The sequence below is a fragment of the Stutzerimonas stutzeri genome (assembly GCF_038561965.1).
GTDB lineage: Bacteria > Pseudomonadota > Gammaproteobacteria > Pseudomonadales > Pseudomonadaceae > Stutzerimonas > Stutzerimonas stutzeri_AA.
Map to the genome: position 1 here is coordinate 299,464 of NZ_CP139348.1, position 23,999 is coordinate 323,462.

General features: G+C 61.8%; 26 protein-coding genes. 8 read left to right on the forward strand and 18 right to left on the reverse strand.

Going from position 1 to position 23,999, the window contains the following annotated elements:
- Position 1: 1 nt before the first annotated feature.
- From hemW to SM130_RS01345, 9 genes are all read right to left on the reverse strand, one after another.
- A complete protein-coding gene (gene hemW / locus SM130_RS01305; RefSeq protein WP_256044880.1) occupies positions 2-1,207 on the reverse strand; it encodes a radical SAM family heme chaperone HemW in 1,206 nt (401 codons plus the stop codon).
- On the reverse strand, positions 1,204-1,797 hold the full coding sequence (gene rdgB, locus SM130_RS01310; protein WP_102824039.1) for an RdgB/HAM1 family non-canonical purine NTP pyrophosphatase: 594 nt from the start codon (positions 1,795-1,797) through the stop codon (positions 1,204-1,206). Before rdgB ends, hemW begins: the two co-directional genes overlap by 4 nt.
- Positions 1,794-2,216, reverse strand: coding sequence for a DUF4426 domain-containing protein (locus SM130_RS01315; protein WP_102824040.1), 423 nt, complete (start codon positions 2,214-2,216; stop codon positions 1,794-1,796). The genes rdgB and SM130_RS01315 overlap by 4 nt, the downstream gene beginning before the upstream one ends.
- Before the next feature lie 25 nt (positions 2,217-2,241).
- A complete protein-coding gene (gene metW / locus SM130_RS01320; RefSeq protein ID WP_102824041.1) occupies positions 2,242-2,841 on the reverse strand; it encodes a methionine biosynthesis protein MetW in 600 nt (199 codons plus the stop codon).
- Between the two features lie 9 nt (positions 2,842-2,850).
- Positions 2,851-3,990, reverse strand: a complete 1,140-nt coding sequence (gene metX / locus SM130_RS01325) for a homoserine O-succinyltransferase MetX (RefSeq protein ID WP_102824042.1) — start codon at positions 3,988-3,990, stop codon at positions 2,851-2,853.
- A 126-nt stretch (positions 3,991-4,116) separates the two neighbouring features.
- The gene (locus tag SM130_RS01330) at positions 4,117-6,084 is read right to left on the reverse strand and encodes a dynamin-like GTPase family protein (RefSeq protein WP_102824043.1); all 1,968 of its coding nucleotides are present in this window, start codon (positions 6,082-6,084) and stop codon (positions 4,117-4,119) included.
- Between the two features lie 268 nt (positions 6,085-6,352).
- A complete protein-coding gene (locus SM130_RS01335) occupies positions 6,353-6,943 on the reverse strand; it encodes a YggT family protein (RefSeq protein ID WP_102824045.1) in 591 nt (196 codons plus the stop codon).
- A 9-nt stretch (positions 6,944-6,952) separates the two neighbouring features.
- Positions 6,953-7,777: a pyrroline-5-carboxylate reductase gene (gene proC / locus SM130_RS01340; protein ID WP_102824046.1), complete on the reverse strand. Its 825-nt coding sequence runs from the start codon at positions 7,775-7,777 to the stop codon at positions 6,953-6,955.
- Positions 7,778-7,787: 10 nt separating this feature from the next.
- Positions 7,788-8,477: a YggS family pyridoxal phosphate-dependent enzyme gene (locus SM130_RS01345; protein WP_102824047.1), complete on the reverse strand. Its 690-nt coding sequence runs from the start codon at positions 8,475-8,477 to the stop codon at positions 7,788-7,790.
- A gap of 66 nt (positions 8,478-8,543) precedes the next feature.
- Here SM130_RS01345 and SM130_RS01350 point away from each other — a divergent pair, with 66 nt between their 5' ends.
- Together SM130_RS01350 and SM130_RS01355 are read left to right on the forward strand one after the other, a co-directional pair.
- Positions 8,544-9,578 (forward strand): type IV pilus twitching motility protein PilT, encoded by a 1,035-nt coding sequence (locus tag SM130_RS01350; RefSeq protein WP_102824048.1) that lies wholly within the window; start codon positions 8,544-8,546, stop codon positions 9,576-9,578.
- A gap of 59 nt (positions 9,579-9,637) precedes the next feature.
- Positions 9,638-10,783, forward strand: coding sequence for a PilT/PilU family type 4a pilus ATPase (locus tag SM130_RS01355; protein WP_102824049.1), 1,146 nt, complete (start codon positions 9,638-9,640; stop codon positions 10,781-10,783).
- On the opposite strand, the gene SM130_RS01360 is transcribed toward SM130_RS01355, so the two are convergent.
- Positions 10,780-11,616, reverse strand: coding sequence for a TIGR03915 family putative DNA repair protein (locus tag SM130_RS01360; RefSeq protein ID WP_102824050.1), 837 nt, complete (start codon positions 11,614-11,616; stop codon positions 10,780-10,782). The two genes, SM130_RS01355 and SM130_RS01360, sit on opposite strands and share 4 nt — an antisense overlap.
- Positions 11,616-12,827 carry a putative DNA modification/repair radical SAM protein gene (locus SM130_RS01365; protein ID WP_102824051.1) on the reverse strand — a complete coding sequence of 404 codons (1,212 nt, stop codon included), beginning with the start codon at positions 12,825-12,827 and terminating at the stop codon, positions 11,616-11,618. Before SM130_RS01365 ends, SM130_RS01360 begins: the two co-directional genes overlap by 1 nt.
- Before the next feature lie 133 nt (positions 12,828-12,960).
- Between SM130_RS01365 and SM130_RS01370 the strand changes: the two genes are divergently transcribed.
- Positions 12,961-13,356, forward strand: coding sequence for an NINE protein (locus SM130_RS01370; RefSeq protein ID WP_102824052.1), 396 nt, complete (start codon positions 12,961-12,963; stop codon positions 13,354-13,356).
- A gap of 76 nt (positions 13,357-13,432) precedes the next feature.
- Here SM130_RS01370 and SM130_RS01375 read toward each other — a convergent pair whose 3' ends face one another.
- The 7 genes from SM130_RS01375 to gshB all read right to left on the reverse strand — a co-directional run bounded on the left by SM130_RS01375 (position 13,433) and on the right by gshB (position 19,306).
- Entirely contained in the window at positions 13,433-14,707 is a 1,275-nt protein-coding gene (locus SM130_RS01375; protein ID WP_102824053.1) for a dihydroorotase, read from the reverse strand.
- The gene (locus SM130_RS01380) at positions 14,707-15,723 is read right to left on the reverse strand and encodes an aspartate carbamoyltransferase catalytic subunit (protein ID WP_102824054.1); all 1,017 of its coding nucleotides are present in this window, start codon (positions 15,721-15,723) and stop codon (positions 14,707-14,709) included. The genes SM130_RS01375 and SM130_RS01380 overlap by 1 nt, the downstream gene beginning before the upstream one ends.
- A gap of 58 nt (positions 15,724-15,781) precedes the next feature.
- On the reverse strand, positions 15,782-16,294 hold the full coding sequence (gene pyrR, locus SM130_RS01385) for a bifunctional pyr operon transcriptional regulator/uracil phosphoribosyltransferase PyrR (protein ID WP_102824055.1): 513 nt from the start codon (positions 16,292-16,294) through the stop codon (positions 15,782-15,784).
- 21 nt (positions 16,295-16,315) lie between these two features.
- Complete coding sequence (ruvX, locus tag SM130_RS01390) at positions 16,316-16,744, reverse strand: Holliday junction resolvase RuvX (RefSeq protein ID WP_102824056.1); 429 nt, start codon at positions 16,742-16,744, stop codon at positions 16,316-16,318.
- The gene (locus tag SM130_RS01395) at positions 16,741-17,310 is read right to left on the reverse strand and encodes a YqgE/AlgH family protein (protein WP_102824057.1); all 570 of its coding nucleotides are present in this window, start codon (positions 17,308-17,310) and stop codon (positions 16,741-16,743) included. The genes ruvX and SM130_RS01395 overlap by 4 nt, the downstream gene beginning before the upstream one ends.
- Before the next feature lie 64 nt (positions 17,311-17,374).
- Complete coding sequence (locus tag SM130_RS01400; protein WP_102824058.1) at positions 17,375-18,268, reverse strand: energy transducer TonB; 894 nt, start codon at positions 18,266-18,268, stop codon at positions 17,375-17,377.
- An 87-nt stretch (positions 18,269-18,355) separates the two neighbouring features.
- Entirely contained in the window at positions 18,356-19,306 is a 951-nt protein-coding gene (gshB, locus tag SM130_RS01405; protein ID WP_102824059.1) for a glutathione synthase, read from the reverse strand.
- Between the two features lie 237 nt (positions 19,307-19,543).
- Between gshB and pilG the strand changes: the two genes are divergently transcribed.
- The 5 genes from pilG to SM130_RS01430 all read left to right on the forward strand — a co-directional run bounded on the left by pilG (position 19,544) and on the right by SM130_RS01430 (position 23,991).
- Entirely contained in the window at positions 19,544-19,951 is a 408-nt protein-coding gene (pilG, locus tag SM130_RS01410) for a twitching motility response regulator PilG (protein ID WP_003286242.1), read from the forward strand.
- Between the two features lie 43 nt (positions 19,952-19,994).
- Positions 19,995-20,360, forward strand: coding sequence for a twitching motility response regulator PilH (pilH, locus tag SM130_RS01415; RefSeq protein WP_003297216.1), 366 nt, complete (start codon positions 19,995-19,997; stop codon positions 20,358-20,360).
- 41 nt (positions 20,361-20,401) lie between these two features.
- Positions 20,402-20,938 carry a chemotaxis protein CheW gene (locus SM130_RS01420; RefSeq protein ID WP_102824060.1) on the forward strand — a complete coding sequence of 179 codons (537 nt, stop codon included), beginning with the start codon at positions 20,402-20,404 and terminating at the stop codon, positions 20,936-20,938.
- 76 nt (positions 20,939-21,014) lie between these two features.
- Positions 21,015-23,063 carry a methyl-accepting chemotaxis protein gene (locus tag SM130_RS01425; protein WP_102824061.1) on the forward strand — a complete coding sequence of 683 codons (2,049 nt, stop codon included), beginning with the start codon at positions 21,015-21,017 and terminating at the stop codon, positions 23,061-23,063.
- A gap of 61 nt (positions 23,064-23,124) precedes the next feature.
- A complete protein-coding gene (locus tag SM130_RS01430) occupies positions 23,125-23,991 on the forward strand; it encodes a CheR family methyltransferase (RefSeq protein WP_102824616.1) in 867 nt (288 codons plus the stop codon).
- Positions 23,992-23,999: the final 8 nt, after the last annotated feature.

Here is a 23,999-nt window from a genome sequence, read left to right on the forward strand (position 1 = left end):
CTTAAGGCAGGAAGCTCTGCAGCAGGTCATTGAGAAATAGCTGGCCCTTGGGCGTTGCCACCAGGCGTGCAGGATCGGCGGCCAAAAGCCCGCGAGCTTCGGCTTTGCGCCGTGGCTCGGTAAGCTGCTCCAGCGCCATACCGGTGCGCTGAGTGAACAGCATGGCCGGTACGCCGTCGGTGAGGCGCAGCACATTCATCAGGAATTCGAAGGGCAATTCATCAGCGGTGAGCAGCTTTTCTCCAGCGCGGAAGGCCTTCGCCGGGTCGAGGTAGTCCTTCGGAAGGCGGGTCTTCCAGCTGCGCAGGATGCGACCGTCAGCATGGCTGAGTTTGGCGTGCGCACCGGCACCGATACCGAGGAAGTCACCGAAGGTCCAGTAGTTCAGGTTGTGTCGGGCCTGCCGCCCTGGTTGAGCATAGGCCGAAGTTTCGTATTGGCGATAACCGTGCTCGGCGAGCAGCGCCTGACCGGCTTCCTGAATATCCCAGAGAATATCGTCTTCCGGCAGCTGCGGCGGCTGGCTCCAGAACACCGTGTTCGGCTCCAGCGTCAGCTGGTACCAGGACAGGTGCGTCGGCTGCTGCGCGATGGCGATGCGCAGGTCGCTCAGCGCATCCTCCAGGCTCTGGTCTGGCAAGCCGTGCATGAGGTCGAGGTTGAAGTTGTCGAAGCCGGCAGCGCGGGCCATGTCGGCCGCGCGAATCGCCTCGTCGCCGTCATGGATGCGGCCGAGCGCCTTGAGTTTGTCGGCCTGAAAGCTCTGCACGCCGATGGACAGCCGGTTGATACCGAGCTGGCGATAGTCGCGGAACTTGGCCTGCTCGAAGGTCCCCGGATTGGCCTCGAGGGTGATCTCGATGTCCTCGGCGAACCCGACCAACCGCTCCAGGCCGTCGACGATCACCGCCAGCGCCTTTGCGGAAAACAGGCTTGGCGTGCCACCGCCGAAGAAGATCGAACTCAGTCGACGACCCTGAACGTGCTCTAGATCATCACGCAGATCGCCCAGCAGCGCGGCGACGTAGGCGTCCTCGGGCAGCTCGGGGCCAGCCGTGTGGGAATTGAAGTCGCAATAGGGACACTTGCGCACGCACCAGGGGATATGGACGTACGCCGCCAGCGGTGGCAGCTCGAAGCCGGCCTCCCGCGGCGCGGCGCCGATGCCCCCGTCGCTGATCTGGACTACCTGGTTTGCCGCTTTCATATCCCCAGCCGCTGCTTGAGCAGGGCCATGGCGCGTGCACGGTGGCTGAGCTGGTTCTTCTGTGTGGCTGGCAGCTCGGCACTGGAGCATTCACATTCCGGCACCCAGAATAGCGGGTCGTAGCCGAAGCCGTGCTCGCCGCGTGCTGCATGCAAGATACTGCCGTGCCAGAGGCCCTCGCAGATGATCGGCAGCGGATCGTCGGCGTGCCGCACCAGCGCCAGAGCGCAGACGAACTGCGCACCGCGCTCGGCATCCGGAACCTCACGCAGCACCTCAAGCAGCTTGGCATTGTTGGCGGCATCGCCCTGGCCATCGGCATAGCGCGCCGAGTAGATGCCAGGTGCGCCGCCAAGGGCGTCGACCGCCAGACCGGAGTCGTCGGCAAGCGCTGGCAGACCGGATATCCGCGCGGCGTTGCGCGCCTTGAGGATGGCGTTCTCGATGAACGAAAGGCCGGTTTCCTCAGGCTCGATTTCGCTGAACTCGGCGACCGAACGCACGCGTACGGCGTCGCCGAGCATGGCCTGGAGCTCTTTGAGTTTGCCGGCGTTATGACTGGCCAGCACCAATTCGGAAAAAGGCATCATCGGTCGGGAAAGACTTCCTGGGTGAGCTCGAAGCTGAACGGCTGCGCGCCAGTCGGCTGTACGGTAAGGCTGAAGCGCAGGGTTTCCTGCGAGTCGAACGGGAATTGCGCGAGGTAATAGATCGCCTCGTCACCTTCCTTGAGCTGCTTGAAGTTCAGCGCTCGATCCTGGCTTAGCAGGTTCTTCACTTGACCGCTGACCTGTGCGGCGACCGGCTTGCCGGCCTTGAGCACCGAAACATTGACGACACCCTGGGTTTTGCTGCGCGTGAGTCCCGCCGCGGCGGCGATATCCGGCTGCAAAAATCCGGAGTTGAAGGCGATGTAGTGGATATCGTATTCACCGACGCTGTGCTTGCGTTCAGCAAGCGCCGGCAATGTGAGAAGCGCGGCCAAAAGGCCGATCAGGACGTGTTTCATATGCTTACCTCCAGCGTTGAGCCGCTCAGCGGGATGGCCCGGTGACGCGGTAGATGCCGATTTCGCCCAGCAGATTCGGCCATGAGCGACTGGCCCAGCCATGCCTGTGGTCGCGGTCGACCGCCAGGCGTTCGAGCACCCTGGCGCCGCTTTCCTGGCATAGCCGCTCGAAGTCCTCGAACGTGCAGAAGTGAATGTTCGGCGTGTTGTACCAAGTGTAGGGGAGGAACTCCGATACCGGCATGCGGCCCTTGCTCGCCAAGTACCAGCGGCAGCGCCAATGACCGAAGTTGGGGAAGGTGATGATGCACTGGCGGCCGACGCGCAGCATTTCCTTCATCAGCTTGTCCGGGTAGTGCACTGCTTGCAGCGCCTGGGTCATCACTACCATGTCGAAGCTGTCGCTGGCGAAATTGCCCAGGCCCAGATCGAGGTTCTGCTCGATGACGTTGACGCCCTTGTCGATGCAAGCAGCGATGTTATCCGGGTCGATTTCCAGACCATAGCCGCTGACCTGCTTGTGGTCGCGCAGCCAGGCCAGCAGCTCGCCATTGCCGCAGCCGAGGTCGAGAACTCGGCTGCCGGCCGGTATCCACTCTTGGATGATGTCCAGATCGGCGCGCATCTTCGTTCCTTATACGGCTATGCGGTTCATGTAACCGCGGAAGGCTTGCAGGTAGCGGGGATTGGGGATCAGGAAGGCGTCATGGCCTTGTGGTGCGTCGATCTCCAGGTAGCAGACGTTCTTGCGTGCGGCGAGCAGGGCATCGACGATTTCCCGCGAACGCTCCGGCGAGAAGCGCCAGTCGGTGGTGAAGGACATCACGCAGAAATCCGCTTGGGCGGCTTCGAACGTTTTGGCCAGGTTGTCGTCCCTGGCTGCAGCCGGGTCGAAGTAGTCCAGCGCCTTGGTCATCAGCAAATAGGTATTGGCGTCGAAGCGCCCGGAGAACTCCTCGCCCTGATAGCGCAGGTAGCTTTCGACCTGGAACTCGACGCTGTTGAAGTCGTAATTGAGCTTCTCGCTCTTCAGTCCGCGGCCGAACTTGGTGCCCATGGCATCATCGGACAAATAGGTGATGTGGCCAACCATGCGCGCCAGCATCAGTCCGCGCTTGGGGATCACGCCCATTTCCTGGAAGTGCCCGCCGTGGAACTCCGGGTCGGAGAGAATGGCCTGGCGCGCAACTTCGTTGAAGGCGATGTTCTGCGCCGACAGTTTCGGCGCAGAAGCGATGGCCAGGCAGTGACGCACCCGCTCGGGGTAGCTGATGGTCCACTGCAAAGCCTGCATGCCGCCCAGGCTGCCGCCAACTACCGCGGCCCACTGGGCGATGCCAAGGCGGTCGGCCAGCAGCGCCTGGCTGTGTACCCAATCCTCCACCGTTACCACCGGGAAATCGGCACCGTAGGGCTTGCCGCTGGATGGATTGGTGCTGCTCGGACCGGTCGAGCCGTTGCAGCCGCCAAGGTTGTTCAGGCTGACAACGAAGAAGCGGTCGGTATCGATGGCCTTGCCCGGGCCGATGCATGAATCCCACCAGCCAGGCTTGCGGTCGTCCTCGCTGTGATAGCCGGCCGCGTGATGGTGGCCGGACAGCGCATGGCAGATAAGCACGGCATTGCTGCGCGCGGCGTTCAGCTCGCCGTAGGTTTCATAGATCAGCTGGTAATCGGCCAGCGTGCGGCCGCAGGCGAGTGTCAGTGGCTCGGCAAAGTGCGCGACCTGCGGACTCACCAGGCCAACGGAATCGGCGGGAATTGCAGTGGGCATCGACCCTGGCTCTTGCTTGAAGAAGGCGGCAAAGTCTAAAGGTATGCGCGCTGCAATTCATCCTGAAATGCAACGGCGGGCAGGGTGCTTGCCATTTCGTCGTCGTCGCGGTGGAAATGGCTCGTCCTAACTGCTTTGAACGCTGGCCAGGCTGACCACTTTGCCCTGCCGCCGCAACGGCGCAGGCCGGCGCAACGCACGCAGCATTTCCGCGGCTTGCGCCAGTTGCTGCTCCAGTTCGCCGCTGTAACGGGTCAGCAGTTGGCCGCGCTGGCTGTTCTGCTGGCTCTCGTTGGCCAGGCTCTTCAGCCGCAGGATGTGCGTTTCCAGCTGCTGCTTGTGCTCCAGGGAAAACTGCAGCAACGGTGTCAGTGCGTCGCCCGCCCATTGCTCAGCTTCCTGGCGCAGGCACTGGTGCAAGGCAATGACTTCCTGCACAAGGGTGGCGAAGAAGCGCCGGGTCAGCGTGCGCTGCTCGGTGAGCAGAGTCTTGAGCTGCAGGCGGAACTGATCGGCCTTGCCTTGCAGGCTGCGTAGCTCGCGTTGGTAGGGCAGCAGTTGGAACAGCGGCGGGTCGATGCCGTTCAAGGGATTTTCTTCGCTGTGCCGACGGTAGATCGCCGAAACTATCTTGTTGGCGCGCTCGGCTTCCTGTTCGAGGATGCCCAGATCCTGCTCCACCGAGCGGAAGAAGTGCAGGATGGCCAGATTGATGCCGAGCGTCGTCAGGCTGCCGGTCAGGCTTCGGCGCAGCCGGCTCAGGTGCTCCTCAAGGCGTTCTGCACGGATCGCCGTGCGCAGCAGCTCACCCTGGCGCTGCAGCAGACGCTGATTGGTCTTCAGATCGAGCAGGCGCTTGTGATGGCGGTTGTGGTCGTGTCGGGTACGCGCGGTGAGTTCGAGCAGCATCTGCCCGCTGCCTTCCTGGTGGCTGGCCAGCACGTCGCGCTGCTCGATGACCTTTTCCAGGCGCAGCTTGAGCGCGTGCTGGCTGTTCTGCACCAGGGCAAGTACCTGAAGCACCACTTGGTCTTCGAGTAAGCGTTCCTTCTGCGCCAGGATGCGCTGACTGAGCAATTGCTCCAGCTGCGCCAGTTGGCTGCGTTCGAGTAGCGCCTGGTCACCGCGTATTTTCGCCATCAGCGCCTGTTTGGCCGACAAGGGCAGTACGTCCGCGCGGTCGATGCCGAGCTGCTGTGCTGTGGTTGCGCGAATGTCTTCGATGGCCTTCTGGACGAAGGTTTCGCCGGCCACGTCATCCCAGAGCACGTCGATCTTGTTGAGCACGGCGAACAGGCTGCTCTGGGTGTCTTCGTCGAGCTGGCGGATGTGCTGCTGCCAGATCTGCATATCGCTGGCGGTAACGCCGGTGTCGGCGGAGAGCAGGAAAATGATCGCCTGAGCGTTGGGCAGCATCGACAGGGTCAGTTCCGGTTCGCTGCCCAGCGCGTTCAGCCCAGGGGTGTCGAGAATGCGCAGGCCCTGGCGCAGCAAAGGGTGGTCGAAGTTGACCATGGCATGACGCCAGGCCGGCACCAGTACGGTGTCGCCGCTACCGGCGCTTTCCAGGCCGGCTGGGTCGAAGCCCAGCTGGATTGCCTGCTCCACCGGCATGACCTTGGTCAGCGCCACCTGAGCGAAGGCTTCGGCCATGCTTTCGGGGTCGTGCGGGTCGAGGGGCAGGTTCAGCCAGAGGCGCGGCGTGCGCTTGAGTTGCACGATGCTGGTGTCTTCCAGGCGCGATTCGATGGGCAGCAAACGAATGTAGGAACGCTCCGGGCGTGGGTCGAAAAACAGCTCGGTGGGGCACATGGTGGTACGTCCGGCTCGCGAGGGCAGGATGCGCTGACCGTAGTTGGAAAAGAACAGACTGTTGATCAGTTCGGTCTTGCCGCGCGAATACTCGCCGACGAACGCCAGGGTGATGTGATCGGTGCGTAACACCCGCAGCGCTCGCTCCAGACGGGCTTCGACGCCTTCGCTGCTGAGCCGGTTGTGCGCTAACCAACTGCGATAACGGGTGATCTCGCGAATGAGGTCGCGCTTCCAGGTGACGTAGGCGTCCACTTGTCGATCGAGGCGTTCCATGCTCATCCAACTCCTGGAAGTGTGTTCGGCGAATTATCGGACCCGCTGCAGCGGCGTCAATTCAGTCCACGCCTAGCGTGACCGAACGGCGCTTACGCCGGCGCGAGCGGTCATGGCCAGCTCGAAATCGAGACGCTGTCCCTCGTTCACAGCTCGCAGCTGAGTACGAGGCAAGACGGAAAAAACCGAGAAAGTGCAGTCTACGTCCAGCCAGGCGGCACCGAGGCGCTTTCGCGCCTCGGTGCCGCTTTGGCGGTAAAGCATGAACGGCGTCTCAGATGAGCATGCGCAGGATATTGGGCATGTGCGTCATGGTGGCTAAGTTGTTAACCACCAGCATGTCCAGCAGCTTGATCGTCAGGAAGGCGAAGATCGGCGAGATATCCAGCCCGCCGAGGTTCGGCAGCAGGCGGCGGAACGGGGCCAACACCGGCTCGCACAGTTGGCTGACCAGCTGTGCTCCCGGGTTTTGGCTGCCGGGGGCCACCCAGGACAGGATGACGCTGATGATCAGCGCCCAGAAGAAGATGTTGAGGAACAGTCCGGTAATGCCTATCAGCGCCCAGACCAGCAACAACAAGGGATTGCCAGTGGTGCCATAGGCGATCAGCAGGATGAGCGCCATCAGCACCATCTGTACGATCAGCGCGAGAATCAGCGAAGAAAGATCCAGCGTGCCCACGCTCGGAACGATGCGGCGTATCGGCCGCAGTAACGGATGGGTTGCCTTGACGATGAACTGGCTCAGCGGGTTGTAGAAGTCGGCGCGTACCAGCTGCAGGATGAAACGCAGCAGCACGATCAGCAGGTAAAGGCTGCCCAGCGTCTGAATGACGAGAATCAGGGCTTGTGAGAGTTGGGACATGAATGCTCCTTATTGGCCCAGTTGTTCGGCCAGCTCGGCCGAGCGTTGTGCGGCGGCGCTCAGGGCCTGCTGCACCAGTTGCTCGAAGCCGCCGGCCTGGAAGGCTTTGATCGCCGCTTCGGTGGTTCCGTTCGGCGAGGTGACGCGGCGGCGCAGTTCAGCGGCGTCGACATCACTTTCGCAAGCCATGCGCGCGGCGCCAAGCGCCGTCTGCATGGTCAGTCGCGCGGCGGTTTCGCGGGGCAGGCCGAGCTGCTCGCCGGCAGTGGTCATCGCTTCGATCAGCAGGAAAAAATAGGCTGGGCCGCTACCGGAAACGGCCGTGACCGCGTCGATCAGGTGTTCCTCGTCGAGCCACAAGGCCATGCCAACGGCCGATAGCAGTTGTTCGGCCTGCTGCTTTTGCCTGTCGCTGACTTGCGAGTTGGCGTACAGGCCGCTGACGCCCTGGCGCAGCAGTGACGGCGTGTTCGGCATGCAGCGCACAATCGCCTGCGGAGCGGGGCCAAGCCAGCGCTGCAGGCTGTCGCAGCTGATGCCTGCCGCGATCGATACGATCAACGGCGCGTGGCCCAGATGCGCGACGAGATCAAGGCATACTGCCTGCATGACCTGCGGCTTTACGGACAGCACCACCACATCGGCGCCAGCCAACGCTTCGGCGTTCTGTGCGAAGGTCTGGATGCCATGTTCGGCGCTGATCTTCGCGCGCTGCTCAGCGCCTGGATCGCTGGCGCGGATGGCATCCGCTGCGACGCCTTGCGCGCGCAGCCCGCCGATCAGGCTGGCGGCCATGTTGCCAGCACCGATGAAGGCGATGCGGGGAGAGGTCATAGCTATTCCTTTATTGAGGGCGCCCGTAATCACGCGCGCCGAACAGTGCGGTACCGATGCGGACCCAGGTCGTGCCTTCGGCGATTGCCGCTTCGAGATCCTGGCTCATGCCCATGGACAGCGTATCCAGCGTCAGTGGCAGTTCGTCGCGCAATGCCCTGAGCCGGGCAAAGGCAGCGCGCTGCTCGGCGGGGTCGTCGCTGGGCGCGGGAATGCACATCAGGCCACGCAGACGTAGATTAGGCAGCGCGGCAACGGCCTGCGCCAATTGGTGCAGCTCCTCTGGGGCGCAACCGGACTTGCTTGCCTCGCAACTGACATTGACCTGCAGGCAGATGTTCAGTGGCGGCAGCTGTGCCGGGCGTTGATCGGAGAGGCGCTGGGCTATCTTTAGCCGATCCACCGAGTGCACCCAGTCGAAGTGTTCGGCGATTGGTTTGGTCTTGTTCGACTGTATGGGGCCGATGAAATGCCAGATCAGTGACAGGTCGCTCAGCTCGGCCTGCTTGTCCAGCGCTTCCTGCAAATAGTTTTCGCCGAAATCCTGCACGCCGGCTTCTGCTGCCTCGCGAATGGTGGCCGCCGACTGGGTCTTGCTCACCGCCAGCAGCCCGACCGTGGTCGGGTCGCGATCCACAGCTTGCGCCGCCTCACGGATGCGCGCTGCGACCTTTGCAATATTCTTCTCTATCGTGGACATTACTTGCGCCCGCCGCCTTGGGGTCTGCGCGGCATTCTACCTGCTTGCTTGTAATTGGGGAGTCCCATGGATATCACAGAACTGCTGGCCTTCAGCGCCAAGCAGGGTGCGTCGGATTTGCACCTTTCCTCCGGCCTGCCGCCGATGATCCGCGTCGATGGCGACGTGCGGCGAATCAACCTGCCGGCCATGGACCACAAGCAGGTGCATGCGCTGATCTACGACATCATGAACGACAAGCAGCGCAAGGACTTCGAGGAGTTCCTGGAAACTGACTTCTCCTTCGAAGTGCCGGGCGTCGCGCGCTTCCGGGTCAACGCCTTCAACCAGAACCGCGGTGCTGGCGCCGTATTCCGGACCATTCCTTCCAAGGTTCTGACCATGGAAGACCTGGGGATGGGCGAGGTGTTTCGCAAGATCACCGACGTACCTCGGGGCTTGGTACTGGTTACCGGGCCGACCGGCTCGGGCAAGTCGACCACCCTGGCGGCGATGCTCGATTACCTGAACAACACCAAGTACCACCACATCCTCACCATCGAAGACCCCATCGAATTCGTCCACGAGTCGAAGAAGTGCCTGGTCAACCAGCGTGAAGTGCACCGCGATACGTTGGGCTTCTCCGAAGCCCTGCGCTCGGCACTGCGGGAAGACCCGGACATCATCCTGGTGGGTGAAATGCGTGACCTGGAAACCATCCGCCTGGCGCTGACCGCCGCGGAAACCGGTCACCTGGTATTCGGCACCCTGCACACCACCTCTGCCGCCAAGACCATCGACCGCGTGGTCGACGTGTTCCCGGCCGAAGAGAAGTCCATGGTTCGCTCGATGCTTTCCGAGTCGCTACAGGCGGTAGTGTCCCAGACGCTGCTGAAGAAGGTAGGCGGCGGCCGTGTGGCGGCGCACGAGATCATGATCGGTACTCCGGCGATCCGTAACCTGATCCGCGAGGACAAGGTTGCGCAGATGTATTCCTCGATTCAGACCGGTGGCTCGCTGGGCATGCAGACGCTCGACTCGTGTCTCAAGGGGCTGCTCGCCAAAGGGCTGATCTCGCGAGACAGCGCCAAGGAAAAGGCCAAGCAGCCAGAGAACTTCTAAACGCCTGACAACCCCGGGCGCCGCTCGTTGCGGCGCTTGCCACGATTGCGAGTACAACGATGGAATTCGAGAAACTTCTGCGCCTGATGGTGGAAAAGGGCGGCTCCGATCTGTTCATCACGGCTGGCGTGCCGCCTTCGATGAAGGTCAACGGCAAGATCATGCCAGTGAGCAAGACCGCCATGTCACCGGAAATGACCCGGGAAACCGTGCATGGCGTGATGAACGAGCAGCAGCGCCGCGAGTTCACCGAAAACCACGAGTGCAACTTCGCTATCAGCGCCCGCGGTATTGGCCGCTTTCGCGTCAGCGCTTTCTACCAGCGCAACCTCGCCGGGATGGTGTTGCGTCGCATCGAGACCAACATTCCCACGATCGACGAGCTCAAACTGCCCGACATCCTCAAGAAGCTGTCGATGACCAAGCGCGGCCTGGTGCTGTTCGTTGGCGCCACGGGCACCGGCAAGTCGACCTCGTTGGCGTCGATGATCGGCTACCGCAACAAGAATTCCAGCGGGCACATCATTTCCATCGAGGACCCGATCGAGTTCATCCACCAGCACCAGAGCTGCATCGTCACCCAGCGTGAGGTGGGGATCGACACCAGCTCGTTCGAGGTGGCGCTGAAGAACACGCTGCGCCAGGCGCCGGACGTGATCCTCATCGGCGAAATTCGTACCCGTGAAACCATGGACTACGCCGTGGCGTTCGCCGAAACCGGGCACTTGTGCCTGGCGACGCTGCACGCCAACAACGCCAACCAGGCGCTGGACCGCATCATCAACTTCTTCCCGCCCGACCGTCACAACCAGGTGTGGATGGACCTTTCGCTCAACCTCAAGGCGATCGTCGCTCAGCAGCTGGTGCCGACACCGGATGGCAAGGGGCGCCGCGCGGTGATCGAGGTGCTGATCAATACGCCGCTGGCAGCGGACCTGATCCGCAAAGGCGAGGTTCATGAGCTCAAGTCGCTGATGAAGCGCTCCACCGAGCTGGGCATGCAGACCTTCGATCAGGCGCTGTACAACCTCTACGTGCAGGGCGAGATCACCTACGAAGATGCGTTGCTGCACGCCGACTCAGCCAACGACCTGCGCCTGCTGATCAAGCTGGGTTCGGAAACCGATGGCGAGCATCTGACTAGTGTGTCGCAAGGCCTGAGCCTTGAAGTCAGTGACGAAGACCCGGGGCGCAGTTTCCGTTAATCGCCCTGTTCTGCCGTTCGGCCGATGCGCTTCCCGCTTCTGGCGGCGACGCGCTCGGCCTGGCCGTCACGCTGCGCGCCAGCCCGCGCACGGCTCATCAGTTGGGGAATCAGCATGCCCTCAGGCAAGTTCTTCCAGAAGCGCACGGGCAAGTTGCTTTCCATAACGCTGCGGTTCAGCCGGGCCGGGTTGAACGTGCTTTCGTAATACGCCTTCCATAGTTCACCGCCAGGGTCCGCCGCGTTCTGCGCCAGCTGCCGCCACTGTGGCGGGCAGGGCTGGGCGTAGTGCATCTGCGCTCCATTCCAGCAGACGCCATCTTCCGGCGTTGCGATCAGCCAGCTGTTCCCGCCCATCCGTTCGGCGAAATGGCCTGCCGCCCAGGGCAGTATGTCGTGCGCGGGCTCGAACCAGGCGACATGCTGCGGCCCGTCATCGGCTTCGATCGGACTGAAGCGCAGAAAGGCATGTAGATGATGGGCCTCACGACGTACTGCCTTGATTCGACCATGCAGCTCGCTGCCGTCGACGTCGCCGACCATTCTTGCGCTCGAATCGCCCTGGTTAACGCGCCAGAGCACGCGATACAGCAGGCCCCAGCGATGTTCGACGCGGCAGCGCGCCGCCATCTCCAGTTCGTCCAGCAGCTGTCTGGGTACACAAATCCGTTCTCCGCTTTGCGCTGGCAACGCATGCGGCGGATCGTCGAAGAGTCCTGCAAACTCATTCCCGACTGCCCAGCTCACCTCATGCGGCGAGACGTGGCTCTGCAGCAGTGCGCGGGCGCGGTTTCGCCATCCCTGAAAGCTTCCATCGAAGCGCACCGTGACCATCACCAGAGTGCCAGCTGCGCAGGGGTGTCGCGTAGCTGCTGATGCAGCATGGCTGACTCGCACCCTGCCAGGCTTGGCCGGTAATCCTGGGTGATGACGAAGGGCTTGGCTTTCTCCAGGGAGCAGCGCAGGCGAGTCAGATCCTCGAAGCGGATGCGCTTCTGTCGGCGCAGATCGACCAGGCGTTTAGCGCTGAGCATGCCGATACCGGGTATGCGCGCAATCATCATCGGTTCGGCACGGTTGAGGTCCACCGGGAACTGGTCGCGGTGCGCCAGCGCCCAGGCGAGTTTCGGATCGATATCCAGCGCGAGATTACCCGGCCCGCTGAGCAGTTCGCCGGCCTGGAAGCCATAGCCACGCATGAGGAAGTCGGCCTGATACAGCCGGTGCTCACGCATCAGTGGTGGCGCCGCGAAGGGCACGGTATTGGGGCTATGCGGGATCGGGCTGAAGGCTGAGTAGTAGACCCGGCGCAGCCGATAGCTGCCGTATAAGGATTGAGCAGTATGCAGAATGGTGCTGTCGTCCGTGTTGTCGGCACCGACGATCATTTGCGTGCTTTGCCCGGCGGGAGCGAAGCGTGGTGCGCGCTTCTCCGCGCTGGCTTCGGTTTCGCCTTGGTGAATGGTGTGCATGGCCTGCTTGATGGTCACCACCTGCTTTTCCGGCGCCAGGCGGATCAGACTGGCTTCGGTGGGCAGCTCGATGTTCACGCTGAGGCGGTCGGCATAGCGCCCGGCTTCGGCGATCAGCAGTGGGTCGGCGTCGGGAATGGTCTTGAGGTGGATGTAGCCACGAAACTCGTGTTCCTCACGTAGCAGCCTGGCTACGCGCACCAGCTGCTCCATGGTGTAGTCCGCCGAGCGGATGATGCCGGAGCTGAGGAACAGGCCGCTGATGCAATTGCGTCGGTAGAAGTCGAGGGTCAGGCTGACTACCTCTTCCGGCGTGAAGCGCGCCCGCGGCACATCGCTGGAGCGGCGATTGACGCAGTATTGGCAGTCGTACAGGCAGAAGTTGGTCAGCAGGATCTTCAGCAGCGCCACGCAGCGACCGTCCGGTGTGAAGCTGTGGCAGATGCCCATGCCGTTGGTAGCGCCTAGTCCGCTCTTGCCCTTCGAACTGCGCTTCGGCGCGCCGCTACTGGCACAGGAGACGTCGTACTTGGCGGCGTCGGCGAGCACGCTGAGTTTGTCGATCAATTGCATGACGGTGACCGCTATACTGTTGATATGTACAGTATCACGGCTGCATATCGCCGCAAGGTCCGTCTGGCGGGGCGGTTCAGGCGCGTTATCGGATAAGCTGGACGTCAGTCATCAATTGCACATCGAGGTTCGGATGCAGCAGAACACCCATAGCACGCTGATCGGCTATCTCCTGTGGATATTCGGTTTTCTCGGTTCCCACCGTTTCTACTACGGCAAGCCGATCACCGGCACCATCTGGTTCTTCACCCTTGGCCTGTTCTTCATCGGCTGGATCATCGACCTGTTTCTGATTCCATCAATGGATCGTGAAGCGGACATGCGCTTTCAGCCCGGGCCCATCGACTATACGGTCGGATGGATACTGCTGACCTTTCTCGGGGTGTTCGGTGTGCACCGTATGTATCAGGGCAAGTGGATCACCGGAATCCTCTACCTATTCACCGGCGGGCTGTTCTTCATCGGTGTGCTCTACGACTTCTGGACGCTGAACTCGCAGATATCCGAGCGCAATCTTGCTCGGAGCTGAGTGGGTAGGGAGTGCGCGCGTTGGAAATCTGCCAGGCATGGACGGATCGACGTCCAGCCTGCGCAGATCTGTCGCGTCAGCCTTCGAAACTGATGTGGCCGTCGACGATGGTGTAGCGCACCGAGCCCGGCAGGCAGTGGCCCATAAATGGGCAGTTGCGGCCCTTGGAATACCAGCGCTCGCCGACCAGAGTCGAGCTGTGCTGGTCGAACAGCACCAGATCCGCCGACTGGCCAGCCTGCAGGCTGTTGCTCGGCAGTCGTAGCGCAGCAGCGGGGCCGCTGCTCAGGCGTGCCAGCAGCGTCGGCAGATCAAGCAGGCCGTCTTCCACCAATGTCAGTGCCAGTGGCAGCAGTATTTCGGCGCTGCTGATACCCGCTTCGGTTTCGCCGAATGGCGCCAGTTTGGCATCCGCCTCGTGCGGCTGGTGATGGCTGGAGATCGCCGAGATCACGCCGGCTTTCACCGCCTCGCGCAGGCCGTCGCGATCCGCTGCGCTGCGCAGGGGTGGCTGCACGTGATACAGACTGGAGAAGCCGTGCAGCGCTTCGTCGGTGAGGATCAGTTGATACATCGCCACGTCCGCCGTTACCGGCAGGCCGCGGGCCTGTGCCTGGGCGATCATTTCTGCGCCACGGGCGCTGGTCAGCTGGGCGAAGTGCGCACGAACGCCGGATTTTTCCACCAGCAGCAGATTACGCGCCAGCGCTACGGTCTCTGCGGTTTCCGGAATTCCGGACAGGCCGAGGAAACTGGCGGCGGCGCCCTCGTGGGCAAGTCCGCCATCGGCCAGGTCGCTGTCCTGCGAGTGGAAGATCACCGTCAGGTCGAAGGTGGCGGCATATTCCAGGGCTCGGCGCAGATTGCGGTTGCTGGCGAACTCGGTGAGGCCATTGCCGAAGGCGACGCAGCCGGCCTCGCGCAATGCGACCAGTTCCGACAGCTGCTCGCCGGCCAGATTGCGCGTCAGCGCGCCGATGGGAAATACCTTGGCGTGGCCTGACTCGCGGGCGCGATCGAGGATCAGCTCGGTGACTGCCGCGGTATCCAGTACCGGGCGCGTCTGTGGCGGGCAGCACAAGCTGGTGATGCCACCGGCTGCCGCAGCCAGCGTTTCGCTGGCAATGCTGCCCTTGCGGCTGTAGCCGGGCTCGCGCAATGCCACGGCGAGGTCGACCAGTCCAGGCGCGGCGATCAGCCCCTGCCCATCAATCGTCCGTTGCGCATCGAAGCCGGCCGGTGCCTGGCCGATGGCGGCGATCTTGCTGTGTTGCAGGAAAATATCGGCGACTTCGTCACGCCCGCTGGCGGGGTCGATCACGCGCGCGCCGAGGATTCGAATAGCCACCATCACTGCTGCTCCTCGGATACGGATTCGGAATCGATCTGGCGCTGCGCGGTCTGGCCGCTCATTGCCATCGACAGCACGGCCATGCGGATGGCGATGCCGTAGGTGACCTGGTTGAGGATCACCGATTGCGGGCCATCCGCCACGGCAGATTCGATCTCCACGCCGCGGTTGATCGGGCCAGGGTGCATGACGATGGCGTCCGGTTTGGCCAACGCCAGGCGCTGGGTGGTCAGGCCGTACAGTCGGTAGAACTCGCCCTCGCTGGGCAGCAGGCCGCCCTGCATGCGCTCGCGCTGCAGGCGCAGCATGATCACCACGTCGACGTCACGCAGGCCTTCGTTCATGTCGGTGAAAACGCGCACACCGTACTGCTCGATGCCCTCGGGTAGCAGGGTTTTCGGTGCGATGACGCGGATATCCGGGCAGCCTAGTGTCTTCAGCGCCAGCATGTTCGAGCGCGCCACGCGCGAGTGCAGGATGTCGCCGACGATGGCGACTGAGAGGTTTTCGAAGCTGCCTTTGTGCCGGCGGATGGTGAGCATGTCGAGCATGCCCTGGGTCGGGTGCGCATGGCGCCCGTCGCCACCATTGATGACCGCAACCTGCGGGCTGACATGCTCGGCAATGAAATGCGCGGCACCGGAGTCGGCGTGGCGCACCACGAACATGTCCGCGGCCATGGCTTCCAGATTGCGCAGGGTATCGGTCAGGGTCTCGCCCTTGCTGGTGGAGGAAGTCGAGACGTTCAGCGTGATCACGTCTGCCGACAACCGCTGCGCCGCCAGTTCGAAGGTCGTGCGGGTGCGCGTCGAGTTCTCGAAGAACACGTTGCAGACTGTCTTGCCGCGCAACAGCGGTACCTTCTTCACGGCCCGAGCGCCGACCTCGAGGAAGGAGTCGGCAGTGTCGAGAATCTCGGTGAGCAGCTCGCGGGGCAGGCCGTCGAGGGAGAGGAAATGGCGCAGCTGGCCTTGGTCGTTCAGCTGTAGCGGGCGCTTGGCGTCGGTGGGCGTCATCGCAGGATCTCGGTTGGCGGCTGGAGATGGGCTGTAGGTGCGGAAGTTACCGGCTCGTTCAGGAGGGGCTGGTTTCCATCTGTTGCTCGAGGGCCAATGGCTCCGGCCCGATCAGCTTGATGCGCTGCTCCGGCGCCAGCGACAGGGTGGCGCCGACCACGTCGGGACGAATCGGCAGCTCGCGGGCGTTCAGGTCGAGCAGGCAGACCAATGTCACGCTGGCGGGGCGGCCGTAATCGAACAGCTCGTTGAGTGCCGCGCGGATGGTGCGGCCAGTCATCAGCACGTCGTCGATCAGCACCAGGTGTTGCCCTTCGACTTCGAAAGGCAACTCCGATGGCTGCACCTGAGGATGCAAACCCCTCTGGGTGAAATCATCGCGATAGAAGGACACGTCGAGGATGCCGAGCGGTTCGTTCTGCGCTCGCGCTGCTAGGATCGCCTGGGCGACCCAGACGCCGCCGGTGCGAATGCCGATGAAGCGTGGCTCCTGGATGTCACGGTCGCTCAGGTGCTGCTTCAGTGCGGCGACCATCTCGGGCAACAGCTGTTCGGGGTTAGGCAGGATCATGGGATCTCCTTCAAGTCCGGATCAGGCGGCGGGGTGATCGCTCAGCCAGCCTTCCAGTAATAGTGCTGCGGCCAGAGCGTCCACCGGGCGGTCGCGGTAGCCGCCGTGCTGCCCCTGGCGCAGACGCTCGCCTTTGGCTTCGAACGTGGTCAGGCGTTCATCGTGGGTATGTACCGGCAGGTTAAAGCGGCCATGGAGTCGGCGCGCAAACTTCTCCGCCCGGGCACTCATGTCGCTTGGCGTGCCATCCATATTCAGCGGCAGGCCGACGACCAGCGCATCCGGCTGCCATTCGCGCATCAGCGCTTCGATCTGTTGCCAGTCCGGCACGCCGTTCTGCGCCTTGAGTACGCAGAGTTCGCGGGCTTGTCCGGTAATCACTTGGCCGACGGCGACACCGATCTGTTTGGTGCCGTAGTCGAAGCCAAGCAGCAGCCTGAGTGTGCTCATGCGTGGCCAACCTGGGTGCTGAGCAGGCGCAGGTCGACGCCCAGCGATGCGGCGGCTGCGTTCAGGCGCTGGTCGTAGGGCAGATCGAAGAGGATCTCCGGGCTCGCCGGGCAACTGAGCCAGGCGTTGTCGGCCAGTTCGGCCTCCAATTGCCCTGCTTCCCAGCCAGCGTAGCCCAAGGCAATGAAGTGTCGGGCAGGGCCTTGTCCGTCGGCGATGGCGAACAAGACATCCTGGGATGTGGACATGCCCAGTGGGCCGAGCGACAGCGTGGCTTGAAACTGCTGGTCGGGGGAATGAAGGACGAAGCCGCGGTCGGTCTGCACCGGGCCGCCGGAAAATATCGGCAGGCTCTGACAAAGCGATGGAATCGGTTCGCCCGGGCGCAGCTGTTCCAGCACATCGGCCAGGCTCAGGCCGTTCGGGCGATTGATGATCAGGCCCATGGCGCCTTCTGCGCCGTGCTCGATCAGATAGATCAGCGTGTGGGCAAAGTTCGGGTCGGCCATCTGGGGCATGGCGATCAGAAAGTGATGCTTAAGGTAGCTGGGCACGGTGCTTTTCATGCGCGCTAGCTTAAGCGTTGCACTGCTTTCCGGCTACAGGTGCGACGGTTGGTCCAGCTATGGGTCAGCGGCTGGAAAGCTTGTCACCACGTTCGAAGCGCCAGGTGCGAATGATCTCGACCTGATCGAACTTCTGCGCCAGTTCCCCGCTGAATGGTGCGAAGGGTGCGGCCAGGCGCACGATGCGCAGCGCGGCTTCGTCGAGTACCGGTTGGCCGGAGGACTCGATCACACGTAACTCTTGTACGGTGCCGTCGCGGTTGATGGTTACCAGCATGCGCAGGCTCCCGTATATCTGCTGGCGACGCGCTTCGTCCGGGTAGTTCAGGTTGCCGATGCGCTCGACCTTCTTGCGCCACTCGTCGCGATACCAGGCGCTGATGTCGCGCATGGTGGCGGCGCTGTTCTGACGGCTGACCCTGGGGCGTTTGGCGTAGCGCTCGACTTCTTGTGCCAACTCAGCTTCCAAGCTGGCGATTTCGGCGCTCAGCTGAGCGCTGTCGAACGCTGGAGCGGGTTGCGGTTCGGGCTGCGGCTGGGTCTGCTGCTTGACATCGGCCTTGTCCGGTTGCGGGCTGCGAGTGGTTACGACAGTCTTTGCCGGCTCTTGTCGAGTGCTGCGGGGCGGAGCTGCGGGCGGGGTTACCTTGCGCACCTCGGTGTCCTGGAACGGTGCCAATTCGGTCGTCTTCGGCGATGCCTTGTGTTCCAGCGTGCCGCTGCCCTGTTGGTTGTCCTGGGCGAGGAAGTCGGCTTCCTTGGGTTTCTCCTCGCTCTTGAACGTCGACAGGGTGATTTCCAGTGTCTTGCTGATCTGTTTCGGTTCGGACAGCGTGAAGCCCAGGCCGAGAATCAGGGCCAGGTGCAATGCAGTGGCCAGAAAAAGCGTGAAGCCGAGCCTGTCCGCCGGGCGGACTCGGGTGGTTTCAGGCGCGGTTTGGCGGGTAGCGGCGTTCATCGCAGGTCGGGTCGGCTCGAAGTGCCGCGCAGTCTGCCGGCTTTGAGCTCGGAGTCGCAAGCTCCAAGCTCAAAGCTGTTAGCTGGTTCAAGCTTGCAGCTTGGCCGCGATCGCCTCCATGAGGCGTTCACCAATGCGCGTATCGAAGGCGTTGTCGATTTCGCGGATGCAAGTTGGGCTGGTGATGTTGATTTCGGTGAGGTAATCGCCGATGACGTCCAGGCCGACGAACAACAGGCCGCGCTTGCGCAATTCCGGGCCGACAATTGCGGCGATCTCACGATCACGATCAGACAGTGGTTGTGCCACGCCGCGGCCACCAGCAGCCAAGTTGCCGCGCGTTTCGCCAGCAGCGGGAATCCGTGCCAGGCAATAGGGGATCGGCTCGCCGTCGATCATCAGGATGCGCTTGTCGCCATCTTTGATGGCAGGGATGTAGCGCTGGGCCATGATCTGGCGCCCACCATGCTCGGTCAGCACCTCGAGAATGACGGAAAGATTGGGGTCACCCTCGCGATGACGAAAGATCGATGCGCCGCCCATTTCGTCGAGGGGTTTGAGAATGATGTCACGGTGCTCGCGGGCAAACTCGCGGAGAATGTCCGCGCGCCGGCTGACCAATGTCGGCGGCGTGCATTGTGGAAACTGCGTGGCGAAGAACTTCTCATTGCAGTCGCGCAGGCTCTGCGGTCGATTGACCACCAGCGTTCCTGCTTTTTCCGCCAACTCCAGCAGATAGGTTGCGTAGACGTATTCGCTGTTAAACGGCGGATCCTTGCGCATGAGGATCACGTCCAGGTCAGCAAGGGCTACGTCAGCCTCCTCGTCCGTCTCGAACCAGTGTTGCGGGTCGTTGAATACCCGCAGCGGGCGCATGCGCGCTCGCGGTTGATCACCAAGCTGATAAAGATCGCGCTGCTCCATATAGAACAGTGTCCAGTCGCGCGCCTGGGCTGCCAGCAGCATGGCCAGCGAACTGTCCTTCTTGAAGGCGATCTGCGCGATAGGGTCCATGATGATCCCGACGCGAACGGTCATGAGGTGTTCTCCGGCAGTGGGCGGCAACGGACCGCCAATGGCTCAAAAATGTCGCTGCAGATTGGCCGTGGTTGTGCACTGGGTCAAGGAAAATCCGGATGCTTTTCCGGTTGATAGCGTGTGCATGAGGAGTGTGCTAAAAAGGTCCGGCGATTGGGTGCAGCCCATCGGTGGCAGGGCCTCCGGCGCACTGACATAACGATAAACTACGACTCACCGAGGCGATGGTAGGGCGAAATGGAACAGCACTCCGAGGGCTTGAAGGTCATGGTGATCGACGATTCGAAAACGATTCGTCGCACTGCTGAAACCCTGCTGAAGAAAGTAGGTTGCGATGTCATCACCGCAGTAGACGGTTTCGATGCGCTCGCCAAGATTGCGGATACTCATCCCCGCATCATCTTCGTCGATATTATGATGCCCAGGCTGGACGGATATCAGACCTGCGCGTTGATCAAGAACAACAGCTCCTTCAAGTCAACGCCGGTGATCATGCTGTCTTCCAAAGACGGCCTGTTCGACAAGGCGAAAGGGCGTATTGTCGGCTCCGATCAATACCTCACCAAGCCGTTCAGCAAAGAAGAGCTGCTCGGTGCGATCAAGGCACATGTCCCTGATTTCGTACCGGTGGAGCAAGCATCCTGAAGTTCGGCATTGTTTGCCGCTGAAGCCTTCCTATGGAGAAAACATGGCTCGCGTTCTGATTGTTGATGATTCGCCGACCGAAATGTACAAGCTCACCGCCATGCTGGAGAAGCATGGTCATGTGGTGCTGAAAGCCGAGAACGGCGCCGATGGCGTTGCGTTGGCGCGTCAGGAAAAGCCAGACGCCGTTCTGATGGATATCGTCATGCCGGGGCTCAATGGCTTTCAGGCCACCCGTCAACTGACCAAAGATTCGGAAACCAGTCACATTCCGGTGATCATCGTTACCACCAAGGATCAGGAAACCGATAAGGTCTGGGGCAAGCGCCAGGGGGCCAAGGATTACCTGACCAAACCGGTGGACGAAGCCACATTGCTGAAAACCCTGAATGCCGTTCTGGCGGGCTGACGCCGGGGTAGTCAACACTCGGACAAAGGGACGTGGCCAGCATGCCTGACATGCAAACGCCGTTTCAGCAGTTGCTGGAGCTAGATAGACAATGCCGCGCATACGCGGCGGGCCTGCCATCTCAGCAGGAAGCCGTACAAACCTGGGGAGGGATCGGCTTCCGAATGGGGGGTCGATTGTTCGTCGCTCCGATGGGTGAGGTCGGTGAAATTCTCCACGAGCCGCGCTACACGCTGTTACCCGGCGTCAAGAGCTGGGTCAAGGGTGTGGCAAATGTTCGCGGCAGATTGCTGCCGGTCATGGATCTTTGTGGATATTTCGGGCTTGAGCTTTCGGCGTTGCGCAAACAGCGCAGGGTTCTGGTGGTGGATCATCAGGAAGTGTTCGCCGGGCTGACCGTGGACGAAGTCTTCGGCATGCAGCACTTCCCGGTAGAAACCTTCTCGGAGGAGTTGCCTCCGATCGAAGCATCGATTCAGCCGTTCATTCATGGTGTGTTCCAGCGCGAGCAGCCCTGGCTGGTCTTCAGCCCGCACGCATTGGCTGCGCATCAGGCGTTTTTAGACGTCGCTTTTTAGTTGTAGGTGGGTCGACTGAGGTCGGCCTTTTGGTTCTTGGATGGAAACGCACGGGGGTCCAGGCGGGGGCCGGATAATGATCAAAATGAATGCTAATGCTTTGTTGAGCGGGGTGCGCAGCAATACGCTGACCACCGGTTTGTTTATCGTGCTGATCGTTTCGATCGTACTTCTGTTCGCGAACTTCGCGTACGTCAATACGCAAGCCGATCACGATAACGAATACATCGCTCACGCTGGAGAGCTGCGCGTACTGTCCCAGCAGATCGCTAAGGATGCCGTGGAAGCGGCGACTGGCACGCAAGAGGCGTTCGCGTCTCTCAAGCAGGCTCGTAACGACTTCAACCAGCGTTGGGGTTATCTCTCCCAAGGTAACGACAGCATAGGCCTGCCCGCAGTTCCTGAGTCGCTGCGCGACGAGGTGAACGCGGTGGAGCAGGACTGGAGCACGCTGCGTCGTGACACCGATGCCATCCTTTCCAGCGAGCAGACAGTTCTTTCGTTGCATCAGGTAGCCAGCACTCTGGCTGAAACCATTCCGCAGCTGCAGGTCGAGTACGAAGAAGTCGTTGATATTCTTCTGGAAAGTGGCGCGCCGGCAGCTCAGGTTTCGGTAGCCCAGCGCCAGTCGCTGCTGGCCGAGCGTATTCTCGGCTCGGTGAACAAGGTTCTTTCCGGTGACCAGGATTCGGTTCAGGCGGCGGACATGTTCGGCCGCGATGCGAGTCTTTTCGGTCGCGTCCTGAATGCGATGATCGAAGGCAACGTCGCCATGGGCATCACCGCAGTGGCCGACGACGAAGCCCGCGATCGTCTTTCCGAGATTGCCGAGCTGTTCCAGTTCGTATCCGGTTCGGTGGATGAGATCCTCGAAACCTCGCCCGAGCTGTTCCAGGTGCGCGAGTCGGCGAACAGCATCTTTGAAGTTTCGCAAACCCTGCTGGACAAGACCTCGGCGCTGTCGCAAGGGCTGCAGAGTCGTGCAGATGCTCGTTATCTGAACACCATTCTCGGCTATGTGCTCGGCGCTCTGGCGTTGGCTTCCATCATCCTGATCGGTCTGGTGATGGTTCAGGAGGCGCGTCGCCGCCTTAGCGAAACAGCCGAAAAGAACGAGCGTAACCAGACTGCGATTCTGCGACTGCTCGATGAAATCGGTGACCTCGCAGACGGTGACCTGACGGTAGCCGCTACGGTAACCGAAGACTTTACCGGTGCGATTGCGGACTCGATCAACTACTCCATCGACCAGTTGCGCGAGCTGGTAGCCACCATCAACCAGACCGCGGTTCAGGTATCGGGCGCTGCTCAAGAGACCCAGGCCACCGCGATGCACCTCGCCGAGGCCTCGGAACACCAGGCGCAAGAGATTGCCGGCGCCTCTGCAGCAATTAACGAAATGGCCGTTTCCATTGACCAGGTATCGGCCAACGCCGCGGAGTCCTCGGCGGTAGCGGAACGTTCCGTAGCCATCGCCAACAAGGGTAACGAGGTGGTGCACAACACCATCACCGGCATGGACAACATTCGCGAGCAGATCCAGGACACGTCCAAGCGGATCAAGCGTCTCGGTGAGTCGTCCCAGGAGATTGGTGACATTGTTAGCCTGATTAACGACATTGCCGACCAGACCAACATCCTCGCACTCAACGCGGCAATCCAGGCATCCATGGCTGGTGACGCCGGCCGAGGCTTCGCGGTGGTAGCGGACGAGGTTCAGCGCCTGGCAGAGCGTTCTTCCGCAGCGACCAAACAGATCGAGGCGCTGGTTAAGACGATTCAAACCGACACCAACGAGGCGGTCATCTCGATGGAGCAGACCACTTCGGAAGTGGTTCGCGGTGCGCGTCTGGCCCAAGACGCCGGTGTGGCACTCGAAGAGATCGAGAAAGTATCCAAGACGCTTGCTGCGCTGATCCAGAACATCTCCAACGCGGCACGTCAGCAGGCTTCTTCGGCCGGCCACATTTCCAACACCATGAACGTGATCCAGGAGATCACCTCGCAGACTTCGTCGGGTACCACCGCTACGGCAAAGAGCATCGGCAACTTGGCCAAGATGGCCAACGAGATGCGCCATTCCGTTTCCGGCTTTACCCTGCCGGATGCTCCGGATCAGGCCTGACTTGAGGGGTGCGGCAGCCATTTAATGGCTGCCGCCGATGATCACGATCGAGGGGCAGGGCATGCAGCCGAGGTTTGACTGGGCATTGGAGCCCTTGGCCGATATGTCGCCGGCGGAATTTCATGACTGGCAAGCGCTCCTCGAGGAGCGTTCCGGCATGGTCGTCAGCGAACGCAGGCGCAGCTTCCTGCAGACCAACCTGAGCGCGCGCATGCGCGAGGTCGGTGCTCCCGACTATGCCAGTTATTATCGGCAGGTCACCTCTGGCCCCCGCGGTGCGGTTGAGTGGTCCACCCTAATGGACCGGCTGACCGTGCAGGAAACACGTTTCTTCCGGCACCCCGCTTCTTTTGAGCTGCTCGATTCGCATCTGCGGCGACGCATGCAGCGGGAGGCTCTTGAGCATCCCCTGGCCTTGTGGAGCGTGGGTTGCGCAAGTGGAGAGGAGACATTCTCGCTGGCCATGGCTACTGCTGAGGTACTGGCCGGATGCGGCTCCGATAATGGTTTCGGGGTCACCGGGACCGACATCAGCCTGAGTGCTCTGGCCAAGTCCCGTGCTGGGATCTACAACTCGCGCAAGCTGGAACAGGTCGAGCCGTCGCTGCGTGATCGCTACTTCCTACCGCTGCCCGATGATCGTTTTCAAATCATTCCCGGCCTGGCTGCACGTGTGTGCTTTGCAAGGCTCAATGTGCTGGAGCTGGCGAGCTCGCCGGTCTCGGGCATGGACGTCATTTTCTGTCAGAACCTGCTGATCTACTTCCGCCGCTGGCGTCGCCGAGAAATCCTCAATCGCCTGGCGGACTGCCTGGCCCCAGGGGGGTTGTTGGTGATCGGTGTTGGTGAAGTGGTTGGTTGGCAGCATCCGGAATTGCTTCCGGTGGCCAATGATCAGGTTCTGGCTTTTACCCGGAAAAGTTTATGAGCGGAGTC

Bases quoted from the DNA above. Each gene is read 5' to 3' on its own strand.
- SM130_RS01430 (WP_102824616.1), top strand. From the start codon at position 23,125: ATGCAGCCGAGGTTTGACTGGGCATTGGAGCCCTTGGCCGATATGTCG.
- SM130_RS01330 (WP_102824043.1), bottom strand. From the start codon at position 6,084: ATGAGCATGGAACGCCTCGATCGACAAGTGGACGCCTACGTCACCTGG.
- SM130_RS01315 (WP_102824040.1), bottom strand. From the start codon at position 2,216: ATGAAACACGTCCTGATCGGCCTTTTGGCCGCGCTTCTCACATTGCCG.
- SM130_RS01370 (WP_102824052.1), top strand. From the start codon at position 12,961: ATGCAGCAGAACACCCATAGCACGCTGATCGGCTATCTCCTGTGGATA.
- proC (WP_102824046.1), bottom strand. From the start codon at position 7,777: ATGACCTCTCCCCGCATCGCCTTCATCGGTGCTGGCAACATGGCCGCC.
- SM130_RS01380 (WP_102824054.1), bottom strand. From the start codon at position 15,723: ATGACGCCCACCGACGCCAAGCGCCCGCTACAGCTGAACGACCAAGGC.
- metX (WP_102824042.1), bottom strand. From the start codon at position 3,990: ATGCCCACTGCAATTCCCGCCGATTCCGTTGGCCTGGTGAGTCCGCAG.
- ruvX (WP_102824056.1), bottom strand. From the start codon at position 16,744: ATGAGCACACTCAGGCTGCTGCTTGGCTTCGACTACGGCACCAAACAG.
- pilH (WP_003297216.1), top strand. From the start codon at position 19,995: ATGGCTCGCGTTCTGATTGTTGATGATTCGCCGACCGAAATGTACAAG.
- SM130_RS01360 (WP_102824050.1), bottom strand. From the start codon at position 11,616: ATGGTCACGGTGCGCTTCGATGGAAGCTTTCAGGGATGGCGAAACCGC.
- SM130_RS01355 (WP_102824049.1), top strand. From the start codon at position 9,638: ATGGAATTCGAGAAACTTCTGCGCCTGATGGTGGAAAAGGGCGGCTCC.
- SM130_RS01350 (WP_102824048.1), top strand. From the start codon at position 8,544: ATGGATATCACAGAACTGCTGGCCTTCAGCGCCAAGCAGGGTGCGTCG.
- SM130_RS01420 (WP_102824060.1), top strand. From the start codon at position 20,402: ATGCCTGACATGCAAACGCCGTTTCAGCAGTTGCTGGAGCTAGATAGA.
- SM130_RS01400 (WP_102824058.1), bottom strand. From the start codon at position 18,268: ATGAACGCCGCTACCCGCCAAACCGCGCCTGAAACCACCCGAGTCCGC.
- SM130_RS01425 (WP_102824061.1), top strand. From the start codon at position 21,015: ATGATCAAAATGAATGCTAATGCTTTGTTGAGCGGGGTGCGCAGCAAT.
- SM130_RS01345 (WP_102824047.1), bottom strand. From the start codon at position 8,477: ATGTCCACGATAGAGAAGAATATTGCAAAGGTCGCAGCGCGCATCCGT.
- SM130_RS01335 (WP_102824045.1), bottom strand. From the start codon at position 6,943: ATGTCCCAACTCTCACAAGCCCTGATTCTCGTCATTCAGACGCTGGGC.
- pyrR (WP_102824055.1), bottom strand. From the start codon at position 16,294: ATGATCCTGCCTAACCCCGAACAGCTGTTGCCCGAGATGGTCGCCGCA.
- hemW (WP_256044880.1), bottom strand. From the start codon at position 1,207: ATGAAAGCGGCAAACCAGGTAGTCCAGATCAGCGACGGGGGCATCGGC.
- SM130_RS01395 (WP_102824057.1), bottom strand. From the start codon at position 17,310: ATGAAAAGCACCGTGCCCAGCTACCTTAAGCATCACTTTCTGATCGCC.
- gshB (WP_102824059.1), bottom strand. From the start codon at position 19,306: ATGACCGTTCGCGTCGGGATCATCATGGACCCTATCGCGCAGATCGCC.
- SM130_RS01365 (WP_102824051.1), bottom strand. From the start codon at position 12,827: ATGCAATTGATCGACAAACTCAGCGTGCTCGCCGACGCCGCCAAGTAC.
- metW (WP_102824041.1), bottom strand. From the start codon at position 2,841: ATGCGCGCCGATCTGGACATCATCCAAGAGTGGATACCGGCCGGCAGC.
- rdgB (WP_102824039.1), bottom strand. From the start codon at position 1,797: ATGATGCCTTTTTCCGAATTGGTGCTGGCCAGTCATAACGCCGGCAAA.
- SM130_RS01375 (WP_102824053.1), bottom strand. From the start codon at position 14,707: ATGGTGGCTATTCGAATCCTCGGCGCGCGCGTGATCGACCCCGCCAGC.
- pilG (WP_003286242.1), top strand. From the start codon at position 19,544: ATGGAACAGCACTCCGAGGGCTTGAAGGTCATGGTGATCGACGATTCG.